Here is a 23,044-nt window from a genome sequence, read left to right as displayed (position 1 = left end):
AAATCAAGTCGGTCGAGCAGCTCCCGACGATCGGCCAAACCGAGGCACACTATATTCCCTCTCCCTTTAGGGGGAGGGATAGGGTGGGGGCATGGGCGACAATTGCCCGGGAGCTAAACTGAACGCAGCCCCCMCCCCGGCCCTCCCCCTGAAGGGAGAGGGAGAAGCCCTCAGCTCGCCAGCACAAACTCCCTCAGCGCTACATCTACCTCCGGCGCCACACCGAACCAGGCTTTGAAGCCGGGGCGGGCCTGGTGGAGGAGCATGCCGATGCCGTCAACCACTTTGTTGCCGCGCGCGCGGGCTGATGCCAGGAGGTTGGTTTCGAGCGGCACATAGACAATGTCATCCACCACGGCCGTGGTCGGCAGATGCTTGAGGTCGAGATCGAGCGGCGATTGGCCGGCTTGCCCGAGCTGCGTCGTGTTGACCAGCAGGCCCGCATCTTTCAGCGCCGTCGCCCGGTCATCCCAGCCTATCACCTCGATCTTGCCGCCCAACTCGCGCGCAAGATTCTCGGCGCGGGAGGCGGTGCGGTTGGTGAGGATGAGTTTCGGCACGCCGGCATCAAGCAATGCCACGATGATGGCACGCGCGGCACCGCCGGAGCCGAGCACGACGGCAGGACCCGCATCGGCCCGCCATGCGGGCGCGCTGGTCTGGAGATGCTGCAGGAAACCATAGCCGTCGGTGTTATCGCCGAGGATGCTGCCATCGTCGCGCACGATGAGCGTGTTCACGGCACCGATGCGGCGCGCGACGTCGGTCAGTTCATCGACCGCGGAGAGGGCGCGTTCCTTGTGCGGCAGCGTGATGTTGCCGCCGCGGAAGCCCAGCTTCGGCAGGGCGCGGATACCCTCGACGAGATTTTCCGGCCTGGTCGAGAACGGCAGATAGGCACCGTCGATGCCATACTTCGCCAGCCAGAAGCCATGGAGGCGCGGCGACCTGGAATGGTTGATCGGCCAGCCGAACACGCCGGCCACCATGGTCTTGCCCGTAAGGGTTTTGGGATGATCGAGGCTCATGATTTCAACATGCCATGGTGGCGCAGGATCGCCAAGACCGGCAGCAAAGGGAGGCCCAGCACGGTGAAAAAATCGCCACGCACGCGGGAGAAGAGCTGTGCGCCCAGGCCTTCAAGATGATAGGCGCCGACACTGCCCAGCACGTCGGCACCCACCAGCGCCAGATATTCATCAAGATAGGCATCGCTCACATCGCGCATCACCAGTTCGGCACGGTCGACATGGTGCCAGATCCGGACGCCGTCCTTGACCAGGACGGCAGCGCTGATCAGATGGTGTCTGCGTCCGCGCAGGGCTTCGAGCTGTGCCCGCGCTGCGGCGAGGTCGGCAGGCTTGTCGAACCAGGTGCCGCTGCAATCCAGCATCTGGTCGGCACCCAGCACATAGCGCCCTTGATCGGCAGCCATGATCTTGCGGCTGATGGCGAGCGCCTTCATTTCCGCGAGCGCAATGGCGGTATCCTCGACACCGGCACCTTCGGCGCGGTAGCTGGCCTTGATCTCGTCCTCATCGACGCGCGGCAATATGATGTCAATCTCGACGCCGGCATCGCGCAGCATCTTCGCGCGGGCGACGCTGCCGGAGGCCAGAACGAGAGCCACCATGAAGGTCAGGCTTCCGCTGGTGTTTCGGCAGCGCTGGCGGCATCGACCGCGCGGTCGCGATGTTCCGAGAGCATCTGGATGATGGTGGCGGCCGTTTCTTCGATCGAGCGGCGCGTCACGTCGATCATGTCCCAGCCATGTTCGGAACAGAGCCTGCGGGCCTGGGCGATTTCATCGCGCACCGATTGCGGATCGACATAGTCCGATTCTTCGTCCTTGGCGATCATCAGCAGGCGGTTGCGGCGGATCTGCACCAGGGAATTCACATCCTTGGTGAGGCCGATGATGAGCGGCTTCCGGACCTGAAAGAGTTCCGGCGGCAGCGGACAGCCCGGCACCAGCGGTACGTTGGCTGCCTTGATGCCGCGATTGGCGAGATAGATGCAGGTCGGTGTCTTCGAGGACCGGCTGACACCCAGCAGAATGACGTCAGCATCCTCGTAGGAGCGCGCGGACTGCCCGTCATCATGGGTGAGGGCGAAATCCATGGCGGCGATGCGGTCGAAATATTCGGCATCCAAGGCATGCTGCCGCCCGGACTGGCCACGCGCTGCCTGGCCGAAATGATCGGTAAGCGCGCCCATGATAGGATCGAGGACCGAGACAATTTTGACACCCAGGGTGCGGCAGCCATTGAGGAGGTGCTGGCGCAGCCGGTCATTGACCACGGTGAAGAGAACGAGGCCGGGATGTGCCTCGATTCCCGCCAGCACCTTGTCCATCTGGCCGGTGGTGCGGATGAGGGTCCAATGATGCTCGATGGGATGGGCGCGCTCGAACTGCACCAGGCAGGCGCGGGTGATGCTGTTCAGCGTCTCGCCGGTCGCGTCGGAGACGAGATGGATGTGCAGCTGCCCTGCGGCGGTCCCCGGCGCGCTTCCCCCCGAAGCATTGCCACTGGCTGCATTGTTGTTCGCCATGACTCGTTTACCCGCTGATGCCTTGCCCACAGCCAGTTGCCCACAGCTGAGCAGTTGATAACCGGCCTGGATGTTGTGGATAAGCGACCCTTCGCCAATCCATCCACCTAACCCATAATGTCATGACACTGCTTTTCCCGGCTGACAAGGGTGGCCCGGGCAGGATCTGAATCATGGGGATAAGGTGGATGGGCGCCAGGCTCGAATTCATCCCCGTTATCCACCTGTTTCCCTGCGATCCTTATGCTTTCGACGTCATCCCCAGGCGAAGACCCGGGGATCCGCTGTGGCAGTTGAGACTGTGGATGCCCAGGTCAAGCCCGGGCATGGCGGTAGGAGGCAAGCTACGCACACATTTACCCCGATGCATGGGTGATCTGGCTTTGGCCATGCTAAAGGTCTTACCCCCAGCGCTTCCGGGAGGGATTGCTAACAGCGGGGATTCTCCTGATTCACCGCACATCATCATCTTCTACCTAGAGTCTTATCTTTTAGAGATGTAGGAAGAGGGCTGTTGGGAACGAACGGATTTGATCATGAAGACTGCCGACAAACTGCTGGTAAGGGCGCTGAAAGGCGAGACCCTGGCAAGGCCACCCATCTGGCTGATGCGCCAGGCCGGCCGCTATCTGCCCGAATACCGTGCTTTGCGCGCCAAGGCAGGTTCGTTCCTCGATCTTTGCTATAATCCGGACTTTGCCGTTGAGGTGACGCTGCAGCCGATCCGCCGTTTTGGTTTTGATGCCGCGATCCTCTTTTCCGACATCCTGGTGGTGCCGCATGCGCTGGGGATGGATCTGCGTTTTGAAGAAGGACGCGGTCCGCTTCTCGATGCGCTGAAGGACGATGCCGATCTTGGCCGACTGGCGATGGATCAGTTCCATAGCAAGCTGCGGCCGGTCTATAGCGCCGTTGCCGGCATCAGGGCGACCTTGCCCCCGGAGACGGCACTCATCGGCTTTGCCGGGGCTCCCTGGACCGTGGCGAGCTACATGATCGAGGGTGGGTCGTCCCGCGACTATGCCCGGACCAAGGCCTGGGCCTATCAGCGTCCGGAAAGCTTCCAGCGCCTGACCAACCTGCTGGTTGAAGCGACGGCATCCTATCTGATTGCCCAGATCGAGGCTGGCGCCGAAGTGCTGCAACTGTTCGACAGCTGGGCCGGTGCACTCGATCATGCCAGCCTGCTCCGCTGGAGCCTGGCGCCGATGAAGGCGATCGTCGACCGGGTCAGGATGGCCCATCCGGAAGTTCCGGTGATCGTCTTCCCGCGCGCCTGCGGTGCGGGCTACCTCGATTTTGCCCGCTCCAGCTTCATGCATGGGCTTAGTCTCGATTCCGGCGTGCCGCTGGATTGGGCCTTTACCCAATTGCAGGGTCGCCTGGCCTTGCAGGGCAATCTCGATCCGCAGTTGCTGGTGGCCGGTGGTCATGCCATGCAGGATGCTGCAACGAAGATCCTGGATACGCTGGGGCAAGGTCCATTTATCTTCAACCTGGGCCATGGCATCGTGCCGGAGACGCCGCCCGAACATGTCGGTGCCCTGGTCAACCTGGTCCAGGCCTGGCGCCGGTGACGGCTGAAGCAAATATCGATGAAAAGCCCGGCACCGGTATTCCCGTGGGTGCGGTGCTGCGTGCCAGGATCGGCTGGATCGAGATCCGCTGCGACGAGCAGGCCATCACCCAGCTTTACTGGCGCAAGATCGAGCCCAAGGTCGTCGTGACGTCGCCTTTGGCGGAAGAAGCCAAGCGCCAGGTCGAGGCCTATCTCGAGGGCAAGCTCACCAAATTCGATTTGCCGCTCTCTTATCCGGGGACGGAGTTTGCACGCACCGTATGGGACATGCTGTTGCGCATCCCCTTTGGCGAGACACGGCGCTATGGCGATCTGGCGACCCTGATGGGCAGACACGATTACACCGATGCCCGGGCCGTCGGGACGGCCTGCGGGCAGAACCCGATCGCCATCGTCATTCCCTGCCACCGGGTGATCGGGGCAGCGGCACTCGGCGGCTATAGCAGTGATCTCGGCCTCACCGCGAAACGCTTCCTCCTCGACCTGGAAAAGGGCCAAGGACGGCTGTTTTAGGTAAGAAAACCTTATTCCGCCGTGATTTTCCCTCGCTTGACGCGGCCGTCTCCGACCTGCCATGTTGCGGCCGTTAGTGCTTTAACACGTCAATACGTCTTCAGGGCGGGGCGTAAATCCCCACCGGCGGTAGGACATTCCGGATGCAAATCCAGGGGTCGAGCCCGCGAGCGCCGCACAGGTGAAAACCTTCGCGGGTCAGCAGATCAGGTCGAAATCCTGAGCCGACGGTCATAGTCCGGATGGAAGAAGACGAGATCGGGACGCCCGCAATGGGTTCCGTCGTCGCGCCTGCGATGAAGGAATTCCAGGCGACAACGCTCTGATTGCGCCCTGGAACGTTTGTCGCAACAGATGCGAGGAGCGTTTCATATGTCCAAACTGATCAGCCAAGCTGAACTTACCCGTATCTACGGCCGTATTGATGCGGCCGTTCAGGCCATGCAGTCCGGCCTGCCGGTCATCGTGCTCGATGATGATGACCGCGAGAACGAGGCGGATTTGATCGCCGCCGCCAGCAACCTCACCCACGATGTCATGGCGCGGATGATCCGCGATTGCAGTGGGATCGTGTGCCTGTGCCTGGATGCCGCCACCGTCGACCGGCTGCAGCTGCCGATGATGGCGACCAACAATGAAAGCCGTTACGGGACAGCCTTCACCGTGTCGATCGAAGCGCGTCATGGCATCAGCACCGGTGTCTCGGCCGCTGATCGCCTGACCACGGTCAAGACGGCCATAGCCCCCGGTGCCAAGGCCAGCGATATTGTGAGCCCCGGCCACATGTTTCCCTTGCGTGCAAGCCCCGGCGGTGTGCTGACCCGCCGCGGCCATACCGAAGGCTCGGTCGATCTGGCCGAGATCGCCGGCCTCGGTTCGGCAGCGGTGCTGTGCGAGTTGATGACACGCGACGGCGAGATGCTGCGCAGCCGGCAGGCGAAGGCCTATGGCCGCCGCAACGGTTTCCCGGTGCTGACCATCACCGACATCGTGGCGTACCGGGAAAGCTTGCTGGCGAAGGCGGCATAAGGGCGCGGATCGCGCAAGCCTGGCGGGATCAACGGCGGGTCGGATGCGTGAGCTGTTCCAGCAGCGCATCCGCACCCTTGTCGATGCCGGTCTTGGCGGCTGCAAGTGATCCGACGCTGGCTGCGATGTTCATGGCGTTCGGGTATTGCTTGGTGACGGATGCCGCGAGGAGTTGTCCGGTCGTGGCATCGTACATTTCGGAGGCATAGAGGACGGAGCCGGTGAACAGGCCCTCGCCGCCGCTGACGGCCTGCACGCTGTTGTAGATGCCGCCGCTGATATCAAAGCGGGACAAGGTGCTGAGGACCGGGGTGCTGGTGGCCGCACCCGTGAGCGTCAGCTTCACGCGGAGCGTGTTCGGTGCCGGGCTCTTCACGACGATGAAGCGGCTGCGCAGCGTTTCGGCGAACTGGCTCTGCATGTAATTGGCAAGGATGGTCTTGTCTTCTTCGGACATATCGCCGAATTGCTGGTCCGCACCGCGGTAGATATCGACCGGATCGATAAGGACCCGCTCATATTTCTGCCAGTTGGCATCGGCGGTGTAGCGAAAGGGCACGCGATCGGAATCATCCTGCCGGTTGGGTGCGAGATAGGGTGACGATTCGATGCCGGAATAGGCGACCGGCTCAGCCGTCGAGCAAGCGGCAACCGATGCACAGAATGCCGTTGCCAGGATCCGCTCAGCCTTCTTGTTGAAGAGGAACATTGTTATCTCCGTCTCAGGGTGGGTCTCGGGAGACGAGTTCGGTCGTTTGGGCATACCGGCCGGGCTCGTGCCGGCGGCAGTCTTAGCAGTCCAGATAAAAACCGTCTAGACGGTTTGTTTTAGACATATAGCCAGGTGGTGCCGGGAGATATGCCTATTTTTCACTGATATTCCGGGCAGTTAATGCCGAAGATGGGCATCAGCCCTTTTTGGGTGCCGACTTTTTTTTGCGCTTGGGAGGGGTGCCGGCGTGGGAAAGCCCTGACCATTGTCCGTCGTCGAGGAGCCGTTCGAACAGCCGCTCCCGCTCCGCCTTGGTCAACGGACAGAGCCCCAGCAGAAAACTGAAAGCAAGACCCCGTGCTGCCGACCAACGCAGGACGGCCAGATCCGGATCCGGCGCATCGGCCTTGATGGCTGCAATCTTCTGCGCGTCCTTGCTGCGGGTGATCGTCATAAGGCCAGGTTCTTCAGCCACGGCACCGATGAGGGCAAGGGCGACGGAGTGCGGCTTGGCGATGGTTTCGCGCGACGTTGCGATCTCTGCCGCCAGATGGGACTGCGACGTTTCAGTCCCGTGTTCAGCGACATATTTTCGCGAAAAATCTTCAAAGTACGCGACCTGATGTTCCAGCAGCGCCCGCAGCACCGCCTGCTTAGTGCGGAACTGGTGCATCAAGCCGCCCTTGCTGATCCCGCTCTCCCGCGCGATCGCATCCAATGTCAGCCGGCCCGGACCATCGCGGGCGATGATGGCAAGGGCTGCTTGAATGACAGCGTTTCGGGTTCGTTCTGATCGGGACGTGTTGTCCATGCTTTTCTCGTCATCTGCAGGCTTTTGCACGGTGATACATCAGCCGCATCGGTTTCTACAGCATGATGGCACAAATCCGGGTTGGATCGACAGAGCGGCAATGTTGGGGCATGGGTGGGGCGCGTCAGTGACAGATGACGCGTGTGATCGCGCTGGCTATGCTCGGCCAAACAGATTCACCAAACAAATTCATCGGGGCTGCCCATGACCATTCCCACAGAGACCAATGCCATTCGTTTCCACCGGACCGGTGGACCAGAAGTCCTGACATGGGAGACGGTCAAGCTGGGCGCGCCGGCAGCCGGCGAGGTCACGTTGCGCAACAAGGCGTGCGGGCTCAATTTCATCGATACCTACCACCGAAGCGGCCTCTATCCGGTGACCCTGCCCTCTGGCCTTGGCCTCGAAGGTGCCGCGGTGGTCGAAGCGGTGGGTCCTGGTGTTGCGCATCTCAAGGTTGGCGACCGCGTCGCTTATTGTGCGGCACCCTTGGGCGCCTATGCCGCCTGGCGCAACTATCCGGCCGACAAATTGGTGAAGGTGCCGGACAGCATCGACGACCAGACGGCAGCCGCCATGATGCTGCAGGGCATGACCGTCGAATATCTCATCCGCCGTACCTATCCGGTGAAGGCCGGCGATCTGGTGCTGTTCCATGCCGCGGCCGGTGGCGTGGGGTCGATTGCGGTGCAGTGGCTGAAACATCTGGGGGCCATCGTCATCGGCACGGCGGGCGGGGCGGAGAAATGCGCCATCGTCAAGTCGCTGGGCGCCGATCATGTGATCGACTACCGCGCGGAAGATTGGGTCGCGCGCGTCAAGGAGATTACCGGTGGCAAGGGTGTCCATGTCGTCTATGACGGCGTTGGCAAGGATACCTGCATACCGTCGATGGATTGCCTGCGGCCGCGCGGTTATCTGGTGACATTCGGCAACGCATCCGGACCGGTGCCGCCGATCGAGCCGCTGCTATTGTCGCAGAAAGGGTCGATCTTCCTCACCCGTCCCACGCTCATGGCTTATACCGCGACGCGCGAGGAGCTGGAGCTTTCCGCCAATGCCTTGATGGATGTGATCGTGAAGGGCGCCGTGAAGATCCGCATCGGCAAGACCTATCCGCTCCAGGAAGCAGCGCAAGCACATCGCGACCTCGAGGCGCGCAAGACCACCGGCTCGACCATCCTGCTGCCCTGAGAGAGGGTGGACAGATGCGCACCCTCTGTTGGGCACCGATCCGCCGCGCACAGTTGGCTGCGGGATAACGCCAGGAATTTACCATGGCCTATGTCGATGCAGGCATCGTGATTGATTATGAGGGCCTGTTCCGGCGGCTCTAGGCGGCGCTGTCCGTGAGCGTGTGGCGGTAGAGCCCGTCATGCCAGGGCAGGCGCACGGTGACAAGGGTGCCGACGCCTTTCTTGCTGTCGATCGTCAGACTGCCACCATGCAGCTTGATGAGACCTTCCGCCAAGGGCAGGCCCAGGCCGGTGCCCCGCGCCGTCTTCGAATAGCTGCTCTCGGCCTGGCCGAAGCGTTCCATCGCGGTCTTGATTTCGGCCTTCGTCATGCCGATGCCGGTATCCTCCACGGTGATGATGGCACCGGCATCGCCGTCTTCGGTCACCCGCAGCGCGACACGTCCCTTGTCCGGGGTAAATTTGACGGCGTTCGAGAGCAGGTTGAGCAGGATCTGGCGTCCCTGGGTTTCGTCGATATGAAGAACCGGGCAGCTGCTGATGTCATGGGCGTCGATTGCGATCCCGCGGTCTGCCGCCATCTTGGCCACGAGATGTATGCAGCGGTCGACCAGATCTGCTGTCGCGACCGCGTTGATGCTCAAATCCATCCTGTTGGCCTCGATCTTGGAGAGATCGAGAATGTCGTTGATCAGGGCCAGCAAATGCTTGCCGGCGTCGCGAATGATGCCGGCATATTCCTGATAGCGCGGCGGGGAGACCTTGCCGAACATCTCGCTGGCGATGATCTCGGAAAATCCGATGATGCCGTTGAGCGGTGTGCGCAGTTCATGCGACATGTTGGCGAGGAACTGGGACTTGCTGCGGTTGGAATCGTCGGCGGCGATGCGCGCGATCTTCAGATCACTGGCGAGGGTGGTCAGGGCCTGGGCCTGCTGTGCCAGCTGGGCATTGATGCCGGCAAGATCTGATTCGCGGGCTTTCATCGCGGTGATGTCGGTATAGATATTGACCGACCCGCCATCCGCTGTCCCGCGGTGGCTGACGGTTACCCAGCGGCCATCGGCAAAGGTACCTTCCTCGCGAAAGGGCGTGGGGTCGCGGAAGCGCTGCACCCATTCCTGGATGAAGGCCTCGATCTTTTCCGGGCTGTCGAGATGCGGGTATTCCCCCTGTTCGGCACCGAAGCGAAGCGTGTCCAGGAGGTTTCCGCCAATGTGGATCGACGGCGCCGATATCGGATAGAGACGCAATACCTCCTGGTTGAAAATGACATAGCGGCCTTCGGCATCGAGCAGGGTGAAACCTTCGTTGATGCTTTCGATGGCGTCTTCGAGCCGCCGCTCGGCGATCTTGAGGGCGGTGACATTGGACCAGATGCCAACGATGCCACCGTCCGAGGTGCGCCGTTCGGTGATGCGGATCGTGCTGCCATCGGTCAGAACCTGTTCCATCGGCTCGTCCGGGGGGTTGAGGTGACGGGCCAGGCGGCGCCTGATCCAGGCTTCGGGATCATCGGTTTCGATATCCGTATCTTTGGAGACGGCAAAGGCACGGAGAATCTGTTCCATCGTCTGGCCGACCGGATCGCTACCGGTGCGCAAGGACGGGATGTCGCGAAAGGCCGCGTTGCAGATGACCAGGCGATCCTGGGCGTCGAACAAGGCGAAGCCGTCGGAGAGGGCGTCGATGGCGTCTTGCAATCGCTGGCCGATGCGCTTGATTTCCGTGACGTCGGTCCAGATGCCGACATAGCCACCATCGGGCGTGCGCCGTTCGCTGATGCGCATCCAGCGCCCGTCGCCCCATTGCACTTCGATCGGGTCCGCGGGCGGGTTGCGATGGCGCTCGAGCCGAGCCTTGATCCAGGCTTCATGGTCGAAACCGGGATCGGTGACCGGCATGTCGCGATAGGCGAAGGCCCGCAGGACTTCTTCGAATTTGTGACCTGTTGGATCGCCGATCGCCGCACGGGTGCCGGCATCGATGAAAGCGTCGTTGTGAAGGACGACGCGATCCTCGGCATCGAACAGGCCGAAACCGTCTTCCATGACATTGATCGCCGATTTCAGCTGCTGCTCAAGCTGCACGGCCAGGGTGATGTCGGTCTGCACGCCGACGACCCTGGTCACGTTGCCATCCGGGTCGCGGACGCTCATGGCGCGGCTGTGGACGTGGACGATATGGCCGAGCTTATGGCGATAGCGCTGGATCATGTCGATGCCATCCCGGTCACCGGCGATCAGTTCATTGAACTGGTTGCGGGCGCGCTCGTAATCTTCGGGCAGGATGATCGAGCGCCAGAAGGCCCAATGCTTGGTCGGGCTGGCGCTGTCATAGCCATAGATTTCCTTGTAGCGCGGCGAGGTCCAGACTTGGCCCGAGGTGACGTCGAAATCCCAGATGCCATCCCGGCTGCACGCCACGGCGAGGGCAAAGCGTTCATTGCTGGCGGCAAGGGCTGCCGTCATCTGCCGCACGATGGCGCGGGTGCGGTCCTTTTGCGACAGCAGCGTCGTGACCAGCGCAGTCATCGATGTCACGAACAGCACGATCGGCAGGATCTGGCGGATCATCATCTGCCATTCAGGCACAAGCATGGCCAATCCGCCGCCTGCCAGGATCGCCGCCAGAGCAAAAGAGCCGCACACGGCAAGGATCAGGACAAGTCCGGAATGGCCTGTGATGCTGTCATGCGCGGGAGGTTGCACTCCCGCTGTCCAGAGCATTTGCACGCAATCTCCCGTCTGTGACGCATAATTATGCGATTATCTGAGGGAACGCATACAGCTATAAGTGAAAGCGGGGGAAGTCGTTCCCTCTGTGGGCATATGCCGCACTCGGGTGCTGCGGGCAGTGCAACTGTTGCCGGTCTCGTCAGATGGGGCGATGGAGCCCGCCATGCCAGGGCAGGCGCACGGTGACGATGGTGCCCTTGCCCTTTTCGCTGGCGATGTCGAGCCTGCCGCCATGCAGCTTGGTGATTGCGGCCACCAGAGGAAGCCCAAGGCCGGTGCCGGGGACGCTTTTCACCAGATTGTTTTCAACTTGGCCGAAGCGTTCGAGAGCCTTTTTAAGTTCGGCCTCGGTCATGCCCACGCCAGTATCGGTGACGGAAATGATAATTCCATGCTCGCCGTCTTCGACAGCGCGGACCGTGACCTTGCCGCCGGCTGCCGTGAATTTGACGGCGTTGGAAAGCAGGTTGAGCAGGATCTGCCGCATCTGTCTTTCATCGGCATGTACCACCGGGCAGATATCCTGCGCCGGCGCACTCACGGTAACCCCGCGCTCCTGTGCCAACGACGCCACCAGCCGGGTGGCATGATCGACCAGTTCCGTCATGGAAACCGCGTCGATGGTCAGCGTCATCTTGTTGGCCTCGATCTTGGAAAGATCGAGGAGATCGTTGATCAGCTGCAGCAGATGTGCGCCGCTCTTATGAATGTCCTCGGCATAGTCGCGGTATCGGTCCGGCTCGACCTTGCCGAAGATCTCGCTGCGGATGATGTCGGAAAAGCCCAGAATGCCATTGAGCGGCGTGCGCAGCTCATGGGACATGTCGGCAAGGAAGGTCGATTTGCTGCGGCTGGCGTCTTCGGCGGCTTGGCGCGCGCTTTTGAGATCGTCGGTCATGGCCATCAATTCTTCGGCCTGATTTTCCAGGCGCGCCTTGGCGCTGGTGAGATCGCTCTCGCGCTGCTTGATGGCAGTGATGTCGGTATAGACATTGACGCAGCCGCCATCGGTGGTGCCGCGATGGCCGATCAGCACCCAGCGACCGTCGGCGAACTGGCCCTCGCCCTGATAGGCGGCAGGGTCGCGGTAAACACCAATCCATTGGGCGACAAAGGCCTCGACCTTTGCAGGCGTGTCTAGGTCGGGATACTCACCCGCCAAGGCACCCTGGCGCAGCGTATGTTCGAAGCTGGCACCGACTGCGACATGTGGCGCCGTCTTGGGGTAGAGCCGCAGGAATTCATCGTTGAAGACCACATAGCGCCCTTCGGCATCCAGGAGGACGAAACCTTCATTGATGCTGGCGATGGCATCCTGCAGCCGGCGTTCGGCAACACGCAGGGCGGTGACATCGCTCCAGACACCGACGATGCCACCGTCCGATGTGCGCCGCTCGCTGATGTGCATGACGCGCCCGTCGGTCAGCAACAGCTCATAGGGTTCCGGTGTTGGATTGAGATGCCGCGCCAGGCGATCGGCGATCCAGGCGTCTGCATCGACCTTGGCGCGAATGTCGGTAATCTCGGCATAGGCGATGCGGCGGAGGATATCCTCCATGTTCATGCCCACCAGGCTGCCGATGTCGCGCAAGGACGGGCTATGCATATAGGCATCGTTGCAGATGACCAGTCGGTCATCAGCATCGAACAGGGCAAAGCCATCGGCCATCACGCTGATGGCATCCTGCAGCCGCTGCCGCGCCCGGTGTTCCGGCGTCACGTCCGTCCAGGTGCCGATCCAGCCGCCCTCGGCGGTGCGCTGTTCCAGGATGCGGGTGCGGGTCCCGTCGGCACCGGCAAATTCATAGGCCTGTGACGGCGGGTTCCGGTGGAGCAACAGGCGTTCCTGCAGCCATCTGTCGCGATCGACGCTCTGCGCCATGAGCGGGTCGCTTGCGGCGAAGACGCGATAGATCTCCTCAAATGTATGGCCGGTCGGATCGCCGAATACCTCACGCATGCTCTCCGTGATAAAGCCCGTGTTGCAGATGACCAGCCGGTCGTCGGCGTCGAACAAGGCAAAGCCGTCGGACAGGGCATCGATGGCGTCACGCAGGCGCTGGCCCAGCCGCTTGATTTCCGTGACGTCCGTCCAGGTGCCGACATAGCCGCCATCAGCGGTGCGCCGCTCACTGATGCGCATCCAGCGATCACCGCCCCATTTCACCTCGATGGGTTCCGACGGCGGATTACGATGCCGTTCCATGCGCTGGGCGATCCAGGCTTCGCGGTCGAATGCAGGATCCTTGGCATCGGGCATGTCGTGGTCAACGAAGGCACGGACGATCTCCTCGAACCGGCAGCCGGTCGGATCACCGATCGCCTTGCGGGTACCTTCGTCGATGAAGCCTTTGTTGAAGAGGATGACACGGTCATCGGCATCGAACAGGCCGAAGCCATCGGGCATCACATTGATTGCGGCCTTCAGCTGCTGTTCCAGTTTGACGACCAGGCTGATGTCGGTGTGAACACCGACAACGCGGGAGACCTTGCCTGCCGCGTCCCGCACCGGCAGGGCGCGGCTGTGCACGTGAACGATATGGCCCATTTTGTGACGATAGCGCTGGACCATGTCGATGCCGTCACGGGTGCCGGCCATCATCTCGTCATATTGAGCCTGCGCGCGCGCCAGATCCTCCGGCAGAATGATGGTATTCCAGAATGCCCAGTAATCAGTGGTATCGCCGGCATCATAGCCGTACATCTCTTTGTAGCGCGGCGACAACCATACCTGGTCGGTGGTGACGTCATAGTCCCAGACGCCATCCCGGCTGCAAGCGACGGCAAGGGCAAAGCGCTCGTTGCTGGCGGTCAGGGCCGCGGTCATCTGGCTGGCGATGACCGTTGCGCGTTCACGCTGCGAGAGCAACGTGCTAACAAGAGCTGCGAGCAAGGCGGAAAAGAGCAGCAGGCCAGAACAGAACAGGATGATGATGTGGGTTCTTTGTGCATCGAACAGCGCCGCGCGTGCCCATTGCAGCGTGAATTCGTGCCCATATAGCGTCAACCTGGTCTGCAATTCGACACGGAAGGGCATATTGATGCCGCGGTCGGCAGCCTCCTGGCTGTCATACATGAGTTCTTCCGCGACCGCCTTGGTGCCATCAAAAACACGCAGGGCTATTTCATTGGTTTCACCTTGCAGGGCTTCAGCGAAAAAGGAGGCGGCGGTAAAGGGAGCATCGATCCAGCCATGAAAGGACCAGCGCAGGCTGACCACGGTGGGGTTGACCGGCGGTTCGCGGTACATTGGTACGAACAGCAGGAAACCTGGCCGCTGTTCGGCATCCTGAATCAAAGTGATGCGGGCGCTCAGCGTGGGCTGCCCGCTGTCCCTCGCGGCGATGGCTGCCTCCCGGCGTCGCGGCTCGCTGGCGATGTCAATGCCGATGGCGCCTGCATTGCGCTCGATCGGCTCAGCATAGATGATGACGAAGTGCTCGGGATAGGCCGCGTCCTGCGGCGGAACGTTGGGCAGCGGGGTGATGTTGAAGTCGCGCGCACTGTCGCGGCGAATGCTGGCGAGGAATGCGGCAACGCTGGATTTATCGACCGGCACCACGACGCTGGCGCCGAAAAGCCCGGGCAGGTTCTGCGCCAAGCCCAGCGATTGGACGTAGGCGCGCCATTCCGCCCGGGTGACATTGCTGGAGGCGGCATAGAAGCTGGCCCCGCCGCGCAGGGCATCGACATAGCTTTTCATCCGTTCCACGATATGGGCCTGGGTACGTACGGCAAGATTGTCGAGGTGGCGCTGATCGATGGCCAAATTGCGGTCTAGCTGAGTGACAAAGATGGCCCCGCTGATAAGGCAGCCGACCAGGAAGACCGTTGTGGCGGCTGCGGAGCGCACATAATCGACGTCGGCGAGAACCAAACCGGCGATCGCTATGGTGGCCAGCATGAGCTGTGCATTGAGCAACGAATCATTGAAGTTGGCATCGATAAACGGGCCGAGACCCAGGATCGTGCCAAAGAGCCACGATATGGCCGTCAGCAGAAGAAGCAGGCTGATGCCGCGGTCGCCGAACCAGCGCGCAGCCAGCAGCATGGCGGGGAAGGCAAGGAGAAACGTCCAGCTCCAACCTGGCAGCAGGAACGCGACGCCTGAGCTGGTCAGCACCAGGAGTGCCAGGATGCCGATCCGGCGCAGCATGAGGACGGTCGTGCTGACAGAAGCAGGCGCTTGTGTCGGGGCTGCGCTACGCAAGTGCAGCGGCGCGCGGATGAAGGCCAGAATGGCAGATGTCACGAGCAGTATGCCAAGGACGTCGCCGGCCCACCAGGTCAGGAACACCTTGCTGATCTCTGCCTCGCCCAGGACGCCGGCTATGGTGAAGGTTGCAACGCCCATGCCGGCGCTGACCACAGACGCGCCGAGTGCTGCAAGAACCAGGGCGGAACTGCGCGCGATAGGCAGCTGGCTGGTGCCGATCGCCTGGATGCGGCTGTAGATCCAGAAGCCCGCCAGGCATTCGAGTGTGTTGCCCACGGTGATGAAACTGGCGCTGACCCAGCCGCCGGTGAGCAAGTTCGCGGCGAACGCGCCGATGGCGATCGCCGGCCAAGTCCGTGGGCCGGCGATGATGATGACGGCAAGTGCGAAACCGGATGCCGGCCAGACCGGCGAGGCGCTTTCCTGCAGAGTCGCAAAAGCGAGCCCGAGGCGCGCCAGCGCAAAGTAGCCGATGGCCCCAAGGACCACCGCCAACCCATACGGCACCGATTTGCCGCCGATTGATAGAGGTGACGGCCAAGGGATCCTTGGCATGTGCCTGCTATCTCCTGACCATGAAGGGATGATCTCGCGATTGTCGGCAGCGAGTGGTTAATTTTCAACCAATATCCGAGGATAGAGTTCCCAGACGATCGAGGAAAAGCACCGCACGGGTCTCAGCCAGAGGCTCGTTACCGGCTCGGCGGCTTCACGCGGCGAGTTTTTCCGTCGGGAAGTGAATACTGACCTTGGTGCCGCGGCCGGGCTCGCTTTCGATCTTGAAGCGGCCGCCATTGAGCTCGGCCAGGGATTTGGTGATCGGCAGGCCGAGACCGGTTCCTTGCTGGGCAGTGGTGGCATTGGTGCGCACCTGGCCGAAGGGGGCGAGCGCCTTGGCGATATCAGCAGGTGCGATGCCGATGCCGGTATCCTTCACCCAGATCTCGATACCGTCTTCCGTGACGATGTCGGGGTCGGTGTTGCTGTTGACATGGCAATCGGCGCCGATACTGACCTCGCCGCCGGCCAGGGTGAACTTCACCGCGTTGCTGAGCAGATTGAGCACGATCTGGCGGAGATGCTGCGGGTCGGCCATGACAGGCGGCAGGGTATCAGGCAGGCGCATCGCCAGGGTGAGCTGTCGTTCGGCAAGCGGCTGGCGGATGAGGTCGGCGCAATTGTGCAGAAGGTGCGAAATATCGACCGGTTCGGGGCGCGCTTCGGTCTTGCCGGATTCGATCTTGGCAAGATCGAGCACCTCGTTGACGACGCTGAGCAGATGCTGGCCGGCATGAGCGATGTCGCCGATATAGCCTTTGTAGCGCGGGCTATCGACCGGCCCGTAGACCTCGGCCTGCATGAGGTCGGAGAAGCCGATGATGGCATTAAGTGGCGTGCGGAACTCATGGCTCATATGAGCGAGGAAATCGGTCTTCGCACGGTTGGCGGCTTCCGCCTGCACTTTGGCGCGGGCGAGATCGGCGGTCAGGCGCCGCAGGCGCATCTGCTGCCAGAACAAAGCCATGACACCGACACCCAGCACGATGCCCAGCGCGATGCGCACCCAGGAAATGGTGTCGATGAGATCGGCCAGCGATTCTCGTGCTCTCTCGTCTGCCGCCGCCTCTGCCGTATTGGTCAGCACGGCGAGGCGGTGAGCCTTGATCTGCAGGTTGGTGATGAGGGCGATCATTTCGTCAGCGGTGAGGCGCCGTCCCGGCGTCGTTCCGTCGATTGCCAGGGTGAGGGCCGTCATGTCGAGGCCGATCCCCGGCAGGATGACGGCGCTGTTGGGGTTGGCGGCCAGCTCCTGCCGCACCAGGCCGTCGGTCAGGATGGCATAGCGGTTCTGCACGGCGCGCCAGCGCCGCATGAGATCGGGCGGCACGTTGGATGTCTGGGCCGGCATGCCGGCGGCGTGGTTGAGAGCGAAGGTGGTCGCGAAGCGCGCCACGTCGACTTCGAACTGTGCCGTGTTCCAGGTCAGCGCACTGGCCGCTGTCCGGCGCATGCGGTCGAAATGCTGTGAGACGTCGCCACGCATCAGCAGCAGGACGAGGAGCAGCCCGCTGATCACGATGGCAAAGGCCACCGCCACACCGCGCTTCCACAGCGCAATCGGCTTGAGGAGAGAGTGGCTGGCCATGAATCAGTACAGCGTCATGGTTTCGAGATTCCAGACGGACTCGCTTTGGAAAGTCTCCGCCTGCAGCCCCGGGTCGCGGTCGAACGGATAGACGATCCACAGGGGACCTTTGTTGGTGACCGGCAAGGGCGCCCCGTTGATATGATAGGCGATGAGTCCGTCATGTTTGCTGGCGTCGCTCACCGGAAAGCGGAACTCGTAATCATTGGCGGCATATGCCCTGATCTCGGTTCCCTCGTTCCCCAGGCGGGTCAGCAGATCGGCGATAAGGACACCCTCGAAGGTCTGCACGCCGTCGGTCCAGATGGTGCTGGTCTTGAAACTGGTTTTTGGCAGCGCTTGCAGCATCGCCATGTCGAATTGGGCCTGGCCGTCGGCGTTGTTGTGCAGCGCGATATTGCCGTCGACCGTCAGCACCACCTGGCCGCTGGGGACGGGCAACGGTTCCAGCGCGATGGCAGCGGTCAGCGCTGGGGCCAGCAACATCTGGCCCAGCAAAATGACAGCGCTGATCAAGGCGGCGCGCAGCATCGTCACGATCACATGTTCCCTAAAAGGACCATGCCGTCTTCCCCACGGCACCCAAGGAGAATGCCGGAAGATGGTTTAGCAACTGTTAAAATGCGGGGAAGTCCCTCAGGGCGCCCGAAAGAGGCTTGGGCAAGACGTGTGAGCAAATGAGAAAAGGGCCGGTGAAATCTCACCGGCCCTTTGCCCTTTACTGATTCATCGACTGGAAGAAGTCGGCGTTGGTCTTGGAATGCTTCAGCTTGTCGAGGAGGAACTCCATCGCATCGGTGACGCCCATCGGCATCAGGATGCGGCGCAGCACCCACATCTTGGAGAGCGTTGCACGGTCGACCAGCAGTTCTTCCTTGCGCGTGCCCGACTTGGTGATGTCGATCGACGGGAAGGTGCGCTTGTCCGAGAGCTTGCGATCGAGAATGATTTCCGAGTTACCGGTGCCCTTGAATTCTTCGAAGATCACTTCATCCATGCGGCTGCCGGTATCGATGAGGGCCGTCGCGATGATGGTGAGCGAGCCGCCTTCCTCGATATTGCGCGCGGCACCGAAGAAGCGCTTGGGGCGCTGCAACGCATTGGCGTCGACACCGCCGGTCAGCACCTTGCCTGACGATGGCACGACGGTGTTGTAGGCGCGGGCGAGACGCGTGATCGAATCCAGAAGGATGATGACGTCGCGTTTGTGTTCGACCAGGCGCTTGGCCTTTTCGATCACCATTTCAGCAACCTGCACGTGGCGCGCTGCCGGTTCGTCGAAGGTCGAAGACACGACCTCGCCTTTCACGGAGCGCGACATGTCGGTGACTTCTTCGGGCCGCTCGTCGATGAGCAGCACGATGAGATAGGCTTCCGGATGATTGGTCGCGATCGAGTTGGCGATGTTCTGCAGCATCACGGTCTTACCCGTGCGCGGCGGCGCCACGACGAGCGCGCGCTGGCCCTTGCCGATCGGGCAGATGAGATCGATGACGCGGCCGGTGATATCGACCCGGTTGATGTCGCGGTTCTCGCGCGCCTTCAAGGCGCGACGGCTCATCTCGACGGTGCGGGCGGCTTCGGCCTTGGGGAGGGCTGCGGGTTCGGGCATGGCATCGTCGCCCTTGCCCTCCAGCTCCATCTTCAGCTTCTCGTCCGGATAAAGCGGGGTGAGGTTGTCGAAATTGATGCGGTGCCGGATCTTGTCCGGGTCTTCAAAGTTGATCGTGTTGACCTTGAGGAGCGCGAAATAACGTTCGCCTTCCTTGGGGCCACGGATCTGCCCTTCGACAGTGTCGCCGGTCCGCAGACCAAAGCGCCGGACCTGGGAGGGGGAGCAGTAGATGTCATCGGGGCCGGGCAGGTAATTGGCCTCCGGGCTGCGCAGGAAGCCGAAACCGTCCTGCAGGATCTCGAGCACGCCGGCGCCGAAAATGGCGGTGTCGTTGTCGGCGAGGTGCTTCAGGATCGCAAAGAGCATGTCCTGGCGCCGCAGCGAATTGGCGTTCTCGATCTGCAGGCTCTCGGCAAAGGCCAGGAGTTCGGCCGGGGACTTGCGCTTAAGTTCTTGTAAATTCATGTGTTTTCTGAAGTTGTGAAGCGGGGGATGGGCCCTGGGGCGCTGCTGGGAAGTGCGTGGGATTGGGTTCTTCGAACGGCGTCGCCGGGAATATGGTCTTCGAACCTAACGCCGATACCCTGTGATGCAGGGCCTTTTGATCAAAATATGGCGCGGAGGTTTTGCGAAGACAGGCTGGTTCAACCCGAATGGTGAACCTGGACCTGCGAAAATCCCTAACGGAAATTTGCTCTAAAGTCAAATGACCCCGAAGCCCGCGTCATGATTCCAGCGGGTGTCATTTGGGTGGATGTCATTTGGTTGGGTGTTCAGCAAACTGCTTAGCACCGTCGCAGATCTCGTACCAGGCCGGTTTGTCCGCCACGAATTCGTGAAACCGGTTGCGGACGGCCGGATCGTCGTCCAGGCAATTTGCCGCGATGGGGAACGAATCCTGGTCGGAATCGATTTCGCCAAGGCCGGTGCCGCACCGGCGGCAGAAGCATCGGCTAAATTTGAACGGCGGATCCGGCGTGTAGCGGGCGACCATCTCTTGGCCTTGGATCCACTGGAACGTTTCCTTTTTGACAAAGACGAAGGTGCTGGCGCCGATCTTGCGGCAACGCGAACAATGACAGGTGCCCATCATCAGGGGCGGGGCCGAAAGCGCAAATTTGATGGTGCTGCAGCAGCAGCTTCCCGCAATCATCTGTATTTCTCCCCTGGATGGAGAGCGACTATAGTTCGTGTTTTGTTCCGTGTAAACGGCGTAGGCCGCTTGCGCGCCTTGCAGATCAAACCGGCGGCTTGATGGTGTAGACCTCGGTCAAATAGAGGTAGAGGAATGCGATCGAGATCACGAGCACGACAACGCCGACGATCGACGAGGTGACCTGAACCTTGCCGAGGGTGCCAAGGCCGAGCTCGAGCTGCTGCGCTGGAATGGCTGCACCTGCCCCGCCACCCGCATTGGCCGGATCGGCGGCCGTCTTCCCTGGGCGCCGCCGCGCGCGCCAGAGTTCGATCTGCATGATGACGATGAGCTGGTAGATCGCCATCCCGACCCCGGCAAGGACCACGAACCAGACCAGGATGCGCATGTCGTCGCTGGCTTTGCGCTGCCACTGATAGAGATCGATATTGTATTGGCGCAGTTTGGCGGCATAGGAGAAGCCATTCTTGATGTCCTCGCCGCAGGCCTTCTGCAGGTCCAGCGCCAGGGCCTTGTCGTCGACGCCGAACGTGCCACAGGTGGGGGCGGTGGGCCGGTTGCTGCTGACCTGCTCGGTCTTTGGCTTCACACAGGCCTTCTGATATTCGACCAGCTCCGCCGGCGTCAGCGCGCCTGCAAATTTCTGGCAGAGCGGATTATTGGGTGGATTGCCGGTTGGGTCGGCGCTGGTGGCCTGCGCGATGGCGCGTTGGGGCTGGATCATCAGGAGGCCTAGAACCAGCAGGATTGCCGGCAGTGTGCGCGACGGGGCGCGCCATGGAGACATTGTCATGGTCCAAGGCCCTGGCTGATGCGGGCGCTCATTTCCTGGCAGAGGGTGTACTGCGTCCAATCCGTGCCAGCCTTGCTGCACAGGGCATTGATTTCCTGTCGCTGCGCTGGGCTGAGGCAGGTGATGCCGGCGCAGGCCGGCAGCCATAGCCCGTTCTGGCCCGCAGATTGCGACCAATCGGGGGCGACCGCTGACCCGATCGCACCCGACCCGCCGACATCCGGCATCGTGGCGCCCTGCGTGAAGATGTCCGGTGAACCGGGGGAGGGCGGAATGGGCGCAGGCTGCGCTTGCGCCATGGCTGCTGCCGGCGCGAACAGGATGGCGAGCCATAGCAGCACCAGGCTGCGTCGCAATAGGGCCGCATGCGTCATACGGAACCCCCAATTGTCAGAGTACCGGCAAGGACGGAATACACGCACCCTAACGCAGAATGTCAGGAAATGCAACCTGAGGGTGTTATTCGGAGCAACCGGAAGGTCAGAACGGCTTCACGATCACCAGGATGACGATGCCGATCATGAGCAGGGTCGGCACCTCGTTCATGAAGCGATAGAAGCGGGCGCTGTGCGGGTTGGTGTCGGTCGCGAACTGGCGGCGCCAGCGGGCATAGCCGGCATGGGTGAGTTGCATGCCGAGCAGCAGGACGAGTTTCGCCTGGAACCAGCCCTGCCCCCAGAGATCGCCGAGATAGGCCATGGAGAGGCCCAGCACCCAGGCCGCGATCATCGCCGGGTTGATGATGGCACGCAGCAGGCGCCGTTCCATCACCTTGAAGGTCTCGCTCATCTCGGAGCCGGGCTTGGTGCCCACATGATAGACATAGAGCCGCGGCAGATAGAGCATGCCGGCCATCCAGGCGATGACCGCGATGACATGGAGCGCTTTCAGCCAGGTGTAGAGATCCATTGTCACACTCCCGCCTGTGCCAGGGCGCATTGACTGTGGCCTTGGCACGATGCGCGGCCGCAGCCGGATTGCAGGGGCGCTGCCTGGGTGAGCGATTGCCGCACGAGATGGGCAAGGCCCTGGATGAAATCGGGATGCGTTGCCACGGTGGGCGCGCGGACATAGGCCGGGCAGCCATGCATTTCCGCAAGCTGCCGGTATTCGATATCGAGCTCGACCAGCGTCTCGGAATGTTCGGAGACAAAGGCCACCGGCACCACGACGATCGGCTTGCCTGCCTTGGCGTGGCTCTCGATCACCGCATCCGTGGCGGGCCCCACCCACTGCAGGGGACCGACGCGGCTTTGGAAGGCAACCTGCCATTGCCCGTCCGGCAGCTTCAGTTGTGCAACGATGGCGGCCACGGTTGCCCGCACCTGCGCCACATAGGGGTCGCCCTTGTCGACGATCTTCTGCGGCAGGCCGTGGGCGGAGAAGATGATGGCGGGCATTTTGCCTGGCGCGCGTACCGACGCGTCCGCCAAAGCATCCTGCGTGATGTTTGCCACGGCCGTCACGAAACCGGTTTCATCCGGATAACAGCAGATGAGGCGCTGCGGCGCCGTGAGTCCGATCTTGCGGGCGGTTGCCTGCCAGACACGTTGCGACGAGGCGGTGGTGGTGGTCGAGAATTGCGGATAGAGCGGCAGCAGGACGATCTCGTCAGCGCCCCAATCCTTGACGGCCTGCGCCGTGTCCTCGGTGAACGGATGCCAATAGCGCATGGCGATGAAGACCCTCACCTCATCCTCGGCATTCCCCGGAGCTTGGGTGAGAGCCTGGGTGAGGGCAGCAGCCTGTGCCTCGGTATTGGGCAGGATCGGGGATCCGCCGCCCAGCTGGTCATAGACATGGGCCGCGACCGGCCCGCGTTTCATGGCAATGAACTTGGCCAGCGCCCAGCGGAACGGTGCGGGTAGGGCGATGATGTTCTTGTCATTGAACAGGTTGAACAGGAACGGTTTCACCGCCGCTGGCTTGTCGGGCCCGCCGAGATTGAAGAGGACGATGGCAATGCGTCGCTTGGCCGGCATGTGAA

Annotated in this window: 19 protein-coding genes and 1 riboswitch; of the genes, 4 read left to right on the top strand and 15 right to left on the bottom strand. The window is 61.9% G+C overall.

Going from position 1 to position 23,044, the window contains the following annotated elements; translation table 11 throughout:
- Positions 1–170 precede the first annotated feature (170 nt).
- Genes AC1DWZ_RS06345 through AC1DWZ_RS06335 form a run of 3 tightly spaced genes read right to left on the bottom strand, consistent with a single transcriptional unit; the run spans position 171 to position 2,553 of the window.
- Positions 171–1,028: a shikimate dehydrogenase gene (locus AC1DWZ_RS06345; protein WP_477168028.1), complete on the bottom strand. Its 858-nt coding sequence runs from the start codon at positions 1,026–1,028 to the stop codon at positions 171–173.
- Entirely contained in the window at positions 1,025–1,633 is a 609-nt protein-coding gene (locus tag AC1DWZ_RS06340; RefSeq protein WP_477168027.1) for a Maf family protein, read from the bottom strand. The genes AC1DWZ_RS06345 and AC1DWZ_RS06340 overlap by 4 nt, the downstream gene beginning before the upstream one ends.
- A gap of 5 nt (positions 1,634–1,638) precedes the next feature.
- On the bottom strand, positions 1,639–2,553 hold the full coding sequence (locus tag AC1DWZ_RS06335; protein WP_477168026.1) for a pyruvate, water dikinase regulatory protein: 915 nt from the start codon (positions 2,551–2,553) through the stop codon (positions 1,639–1,641).
- A gap of 536 nt (positions 2,554–3,089) precedes the next feature.
- On the opposite strand from AC1DWZ_RS06335, the gene hemE reads away from it, so the two are divergent.
- The 3 genes from hemE to ribB all read left to right on the top strand — a co-directional run bounded on the left by hemE (position 3,090) and on the right by ribB (position 5,674).
- Positions 3,090–4,130 (top strand): uroporphyrinogen decarboxylase, encoded by a 1,041-nt coding sequence (gene hemE, locus AC1DWZ_RS06330; RefSeq protein WP_477168025.1) that lies wholly within the window; start codon positions 3,090–3,092, stop codon positions 4,128–4,130.
- Positions 4,127–4,645: a methylated-DNA--[protein]-cysteine S-methyltransferase gene (locus AC1DWZ_RS06325; protein ID WP_477168024.1), complete on the top strand. Its 519-nt coding sequence runs from the start codon at positions 4,127–4,129 to the stop codon at positions 4,643–4,645. Before hemE ends, AC1DWZ_RS06325 begins: the two co-directional genes overlap by 4 nt.
- Positions 4,646–4,737: 92 nt before the next feature.
- A riboswitch (FMN riboswitch) is annotated at positions 4,738–4,903 on the top strand.
- A gap of 114 nt (positions 4,904–5,017) precedes the next feature.
- Positions 5,018–5,674: a 3,4-dihydroxy-2-butanone-4-phosphate synthase gene (gene ribB / locus AC1DWZ_RS06320; protein ID WP_477168023.1), complete on the top strand. Its 657-nt coding sequence runs from the start codon at positions 5,018–5,020 to the stop codon at positions 5,672–5,674.
- Between the two features lie 28 nt (positions 5,675–5,702).
- On the opposite strand, the gene AC1DWZ_RS06315 is transcribed toward ribB, so the two are convergent.
- Both AC1DWZ_RS06315 and AC1DWZ_RS06310 read right to left on the bottom strand, forming a co-directional pair.
- Positions 5,703–6,383, bottom strand: coding sequence for a DUF3313 domain-containing protein (locus tag AC1DWZ_RS06315; protein ID WP_477168022.1), 681 nt, complete (start codon positions 6,381–6,383; stop codon positions 5,703–5,705).
- Between the two features lie 199 nt (positions 6,384–6,582).
- Entirely contained in the window at positions 6,583–7,197 is a 615-nt protein-coding gene (locus AC1DWZ_RS06310) for a TetR/AcrR family transcriptional regulator (RefSeq protein ID WP_477168021.1), read from the bottom strand.
- Between the two features lie 204 nt (positions 7,198–7,401).
- Here AC1DWZ_RS06310 and AC1DWZ_RS06305 point away from each other — a divergent pair, with 204 nt between their 5' ends.
- Positions 7,402–8,391, top strand: coding sequence for a quinone oxidoreductase family protein (locus AC1DWZ_RS06305; protein ID WP_477168020.1), 990 nt, complete (start codon positions 7,402–7,404; stop codon positions 8,389–8,391).
- A gap of 139 nt (positions 8,392–8,530) precedes the next feature.
- On the opposite strand, the gene AC1DWZ_RS06300 is transcribed toward AC1DWZ_RS06305, so the two are convergent.
- The 10 genes from AC1DWZ_RS06300 to hemH form a co-directional block, all read right to left on the bottom strand.
- Entirely contained in the window at positions 8,531–11,104 is a 2,574-nt protein-coding gene (locus AC1DWZ_RS06300) for a PAS domain-containing sensor histidine kinase (RefSeq protein ID WP_477168019.1), read from the bottom strand.
- A 166-nt stretch (positions 11,105–11,270) separates the two neighbouring features.
- Positions 11,271–15,902 (bottom strand): PAS-domain containing protein, encoded by a 4,632-nt coding sequence (locus tag AC1DWZ_RS06295; RefSeq protein ID WP_477168018.1) that lies wholly within the window; start codon positions 15,900–15,902, stop codon positions 11,271–11,273.
- 154 nt (positions 15,903–16,056) lie between these two features.
- Entirely contained in the window at positions 16,057–17,493 is a 1,437-nt protein-coding gene (locus AC1DWZ_RS06290; protein ID WP_477168017.1) for a sensor histidine kinase, read from the bottom strand.
- Positions 17,494–17,496: 3 nt separating this feature from the next.
- Positions 17,497–18,024 carry a putative pterin-binding protein gene (locus AC1DWZ_RS06285; RefSeq protein WP_477168277.1) on the bottom strand — a complete coding sequence of 176 codons (528 nt, stop codon included), beginning with the start codon at positions 18,022–18,024 and terminating at the stop codon, positions 17,497–17,499.
- A gap of 187 nt (positions 18,025–18,211) precedes the next feature.
- Complete coding sequence (gene rho / locus AC1DWZ_RS06280; RefSeq protein ID WP_477168016.1) at positions 18,212–19,573, bottom strand: transcription termination factor Rho; 1,362 nt, start codon at positions 19,571–19,573, stop codon at positions 18,212–18,214.
- 292 nt (positions 19,574–19,865) lie between these two features.
- On the bottom strand, positions 19,866–20,261 hold the full coding sequence (locus AC1DWZ_RS06275) for a GFA family protein (RefSeq protein WP_477168015.1): 396 nt from the start codon (positions 20,259–20,261) through the stop codon (positions 19,866–19,868).
- A gap of 85 nt (positions 20,262–20,346) precedes the next feature.
- Positions 20,347–21,057, bottom strand: a complete 711-nt coding sequence (locus tag AC1DWZ_RS06270; RefSeq protein WP_477168014.1) for a hypothetical protein — start codon at positions 21,055–21,057, stop codon at positions 20,347–20,349.
- On the bottom strand, positions 21,054–21,431 hold the full coding sequence (locus AC1DWZ_RS06265) for a hypothetical protein (RefSeq protein WP_477168013.1): 378 nt from the start codon (positions 21,429–21,431) through the stop codon (positions 21,054–21,056). The genes AC1DWZ_RS06270 and AC1DWZ_RS06265 overlap by 4 nt, the downstream gene beginning before the upstream one ends.
- Before the next feature lie 106 nt (positions 21,432–21,537).
- The gene (hemJ, locus tag AC1DWZ_RS06260) at positions 21,538–21,966 is read right to left on the bottom strand and encodes a protoporphyrinogen oxidase HemJ (protein WP_477168012.1); all 429 of its coding nucleotides are present in this window, start codon (positions 21,964–21,966) and stop codon (positions 21,538–21,540) included.
- A gap of 2 nt (positions 21,967–21,968) precedes the next feature.
- The gene (gene hemH / locus AC1DWZ_RS06255) at positions 21,969–23,039 is read right to left on the bottom strand and encodes a ferrochelatase (protein ID WP_477168011.1); all 1,071 of its coding nucleotides are present in this window, start codon (positions 23,037–23,039) and stop codon (positions 21,969–21,971) included.
- Between the last annotated feature and the right edge of the window lie 5 nt (positions 23,040–23,044).

Source organism: Dongia sp. P2_B8 (assembly GCF_056404715.1).
Note: the sequence above shows the minus strand (reverse complement) of the source record. Positions and strands in the feature narration are given on the sequence as shown.